Annotated in this window: 3 protein-coding genes and 1 pseudogene; 1 reads left to right on the forward strand and 3 read right to left on the reverse strand. The window is 68.8% G+C overall.

What is annotated here, in order from left to right; genetic code table 11:
- The 3 genes and pseudogenes from ACFW2E_RS11645 to ACFW2E_RS11655 all read right to left on the reverse strand — a co-directional run.
- Positions 1-191: pseudogene (locus ACFW2E_RS11645) on the reverse strand (hypothetical protein); the annotation flags it as partial.
- A gap of 75 nt (positions 192-266) precedes the next feature.
- A complete protein-coding gene (locus tag ACFW2E_RS11650; protein ID WP_384465056.1) occupies positions 267-1,919 on the reverse strand; it encodes a trypsin-like serine peptidase in 1,653 nt (550 codons plus the stop codon).
- 398 nt (positions 1,920-2,317) lie between these two features.
- Positions 2,318-3,007: a hypothetical protein gene (locus ACFW2E_RS11655; RefSeq protein WP_384465059.1), complete on the reverse strand. Its 690-nt coding sequence runs from the start codon at positions 3,005-3,007 to the stop codon at positions 2,318-2,320.
- A gap of 344 nt (positions 3,008-3,351) precedes the next feature.
- On the opposite strand from ACFW2E_RS11655, the gene ACFW2E_RS11660 reads away from it, so the two are divergent.
- On the forward strand, positions 3,352-3,774 hold the full coding sequence (locus ACFW2E_RS11660; protein ID WP_384465062.1) for an SRPBCC family protein: 423 nt from the start codon (positions 3,352-3,354) through the stop codon (positions 3,772-3,774).
- Positions 3,775-3,903 lie beyond the last annotated feature (129 nt).

Raw genomic sequence — 3,903 nt, forward strand, 5'->3', positions numbered from 1 at the left:
GGCAGGCGGGAACGCGGGGCGACCAATCGACCGCGGCCCGCCCGCCCGGGCTGGGCGCCCACGGCCCCCACCCAGGCGGCGGACCGGGCTCGCTCGACTGTCGGGAAGGACGGTTCCGCCTCGGTGAAGTCCCATGGCTCTTCGCCGTACTGTGCCGGGCCCTCGACCTGAAACCAGCCGTTCACGTCCACGGGGCCACTCCAGGGTCAGGGCGGGATGCCCGTACGGGACGCCGCAGCCGGGGTGCCGAGGTGTCTCCGCGTTCCCTACTTCGGTGCGACGAGCATGCGTTCGGCCCCGAAAGTGGCGCCTGTGTGGGCGTACATGGTGGTTTCCCCGTCGGACCCTCGGACGACCAGGTCGTCCGGCCGGCCGTTGGAGTCGTAGCTGCCGGCCGTCATCACCACACCATGGGTCCGGACGCTCCGCGGCTCGGCCATCTGCACCTCCTTGCCGAGGCCTCCGGGTCCGGTTTCCTGGAACTGCGAGACCCTTCCGTCCGACCAGCGCACCAGGGTGTCCCAGTTGGCGCCTCCGGTGAAGTCGCCGGCGGTCACGAGCGTGGCCTGCTTCCAGGTGTCGTTGGGCTTCAGCAGCTGGTGTTCGGTGCCGAAGCCCTTGTCTCCGACCGCCGTGTAGTCCGTGACTTCACCGTCGCTCCAGCGCACCAGGAGGTCGGTGACGTACTTGTCGGTTCCGAAGTCGCCCGCGGTGATCTGGTCGGCATGGCTCCAGACGGAGCCGGCGTCCGCCAGCTTGATCCCGCCGTCCAGGCCCTGGGTGCCGACGTCGGGGAGGATCCTCACCTCTCCGCTGTTCCACACGGCCAGCAGGTCCGAACCGGTGCCGCCGGAGAAGTTGCCGCCGGTGAGCGACTTGACCTCTTTCCAGGTGTCGTTGGGCGCGGCCAGCCGGCGCTCGCCCGTGAAGCCGCCGTTGCCGTCTCCGGTGTAGAGCGTGACCTCGCCGTCCGTCCAGACCACGATCAGGTCACCGTTCTCGTCACCGGTGTACTCCCCCGATGCCAGCAGCCTTGCGTGGGTCCAGGTGTCGCCACTGCCCATGGAGTACGGCAGCGGCGGCTGATCGTAGGAAGTGCCATGGGAGGCGTGCTGGTTCTTCTTCGCCTCCTCGTACAGGCGGAAGAACCAGTCACCGTGCATGGGGCTGTAGGTGAGCCAGTCGGCATTGGCGTCGTTCCCGCCGCCGTTGTAGCCGCCGACGTTGCCGATGATCTCACCGGATCCGGCCGCCCAGTCGACCTTGGAGAACCAGGGGCCGCCCGAGACACCGCCCCACATGCCGCGGCACTTGGCCTGGATCTGATAGAAGCCGGGCAGCGCCTCCGTCTGGGTGGGGCAACGTACCGCGTGATCCTCGGGGTTGTGGCTGGACGGGTAGCCGACCATCGTGCTCTGGTTGAGGTAACCAGGCGTGCGGACCAGTTTGTTCGCGCCCACCACGTCCTGGGCCTCCTTGCCGGTCTGTGACGGCTGGAGACGGCCGAACGCGAAGTCCAGGTCCGAGATCGCCTTCCTGGAATCGTGCACGTAGCGGTTGTCGACGAACCAGTCGGAGACTCGGTAGAACCCGTACGGCTGCTTGTCCAGCGGGTACTCGGCGGTGTACCCGGGAACGAAGACCGCCTTGCCGCCGGAGCAGTGTCCGGCGGTCAGGATCAGATTGCGGTCGGGACTCTCCACGACACTGGCAGAGCACTTGTGGGCGTGCATCGTGTCGGTGGTCGGGTCCGTCGAGTAGGTGAAGATCGTCCCTACGGACTTCAGTCCGAGGAAGTGCTCCGCGGTCGGCATGTCGGCCGCCGCCGACGTGCGCGTCCAGGCGCTCGGCCGGGGTTGGGCCTCGGCACTCGGGTTCGGGACCCGCGCGGGCGGGGCCGGGTCAGTGGCCGAGGCCATCCGTTCAGGTGTCCAGAACCGGATGGCGTCGTCGTCCGTCCAGCTCCCTCCACCGGCTGTCGGCTTGGAGGGACTGCCCGTGCTTCTCGTGGTGGAGGGCGCGGGCTTCGGGACCTGCTTCGCAGTCGCCGACCGCCCGGAGGCGGACGGACCCGGTGCCTGGGCGGGACTTCCTCCACCTGCCAGGAACAGAGCGGTTCCGGCTGCCGAGACCACGAGGCGGGATATTCGTCTGTGTGAGGTATACAAGAATTGCTTTCTGACTCATGGAACAACTGCCTCTGCACCGGGAGTGGTCAGAGGAAGCCAATGAGGGCAGCCGACAGCAAGGGCGGTGCGTCCACAGGCCGCTGTCCGCCCGGGGCGCACGGCACGCCCGCACGTTGCCGGGGCCGCCACTACATGCGGGAGGCAGCCTTGTGTGACCGGCGGCGCGCCGCGATCGCGGCACCCCCGATCAGTGCCACGCTCCCGGCGGCGACGGCACCACCGGCCATCCAGGAGCGGCCGTGCGCGACGGCCTTGCCGGCCACGGTGACCCGCTGTGTCGTGGTCTGCCGCCCACCGTGGCTGACGACGGTCAGCGTGTAGCGGCCCTCGGGCACGTCATCGCGCACTCGTGCGTGACCCGCATAGACCGTGGCGGGGTCGTCGCACTTGCACCCGGGGTCGTCCGAGCTGTCCGTCCGGATGGTCAACGGGCCCTTGAATATGGGGGACGTGACCGTCAGTGAGTCCTCGTTCGGTGCGGGCCGCAGATCGGAGAGGACCACCCGGACCTCACCGCCCGGCCGTACGGCGGCGGGCACGTCACTGCCGGGAAACGCGTCCTTCGGTCCGATCACGAACCGGCCTGTCTCCGCCGAACCCTCAGCCGCGACCTTGAGACGCGCGGTGGCGACGATGCGGTCGTGGCTGGTCGCGGTGACGGGATAGGTGCCGGCACGCAGACCGGAACGGATGCGGTGCCGGGTCCCCGGCGCGTCGACCTGGGCTGACTGCGTCGCCCCCTTCTTGACGGGGGTGAGGGTGATCGGCTCCACCAGGGCTGGAGAGGTGACGGTCACGGTGTCCCAGCCCGGCGGCATCCCCTGGACACTGAACCAGAGCGCGTCACCCGCTTCGAGGCGCCGCCCCTGCGACGCGACATAGTCGAGGCGGACCTTCGCTGGCGGGCTGCCGCTTGCGGCCGGGCTTGCGTCCCCGGCGGCTGCGGTTGGGGCCGCTCCCCACAGGGCCACCGCAACAAGACCACCAACGGTCACGGCTCGGACTGCACTGAAGAGCAACGTTCCCCCTTCCGTCAGGCACCGCTCGACAAATTCGATCAAGAAGAGGGCAGTACCGCACTGACGGTTGCATCGGAGTGACTCCACACTTGCGAAATAGTCTGCGCGTAGATAGTCTTCACGTAGACGAAACGGGAGGGAACATGAACATGTGGGAGTACGAGTACAGTGCCGAGACCACGGCGCCCCCGGCAGCGATCTGGCGCCACTGGTCGGACGTGGCGGCATGGCCGACCTGGAACGACGGTGTCGAGAAGATCGAGATCGACGGGCCGTTCGTGGTCGGTACGACGTTCACGATGACGCCGCCCGGTGACGAGCCCATTCAGATGCGCCTCACCGAGGTCGTGCCCGACGAGCTGTTCACCGACGTGATGGACGCCGGCGACTTCGTCGTGCGCACCGTGCACCGCCTGGAACCGCTGCCCACGGGGTTGACCCGGATCACCTACCGCACGGAGATCACCGGCCCGGCCGCCGAGCAGGTCGGACCGCAGCTCGGGCCGGCGATCACGGCCGACTTCCCCGATGTCGTCGCCGCGCTGGCGAAGGTCGCGGAGGGCTAGACCGTGCCTCTGGACCCGGACGAGAGCCCTGGGTTCCTGCTGTGGCTTGTAACCCGGGGCGGGGAGCCGGACAACGCCCCCGCGCCGGGCCCCGGTGGCCGTGACCAGGTTGAGTGAGGGGTGCGCGCC

The organism is Streptomyces sp. NPDC058964, from assembly GCF_042741275.1.
Lineage (GTDB): Bacteria > Actinomycetota > Actinomycetes > Streptomycetales > Streptomycetaceae > Streptomyces.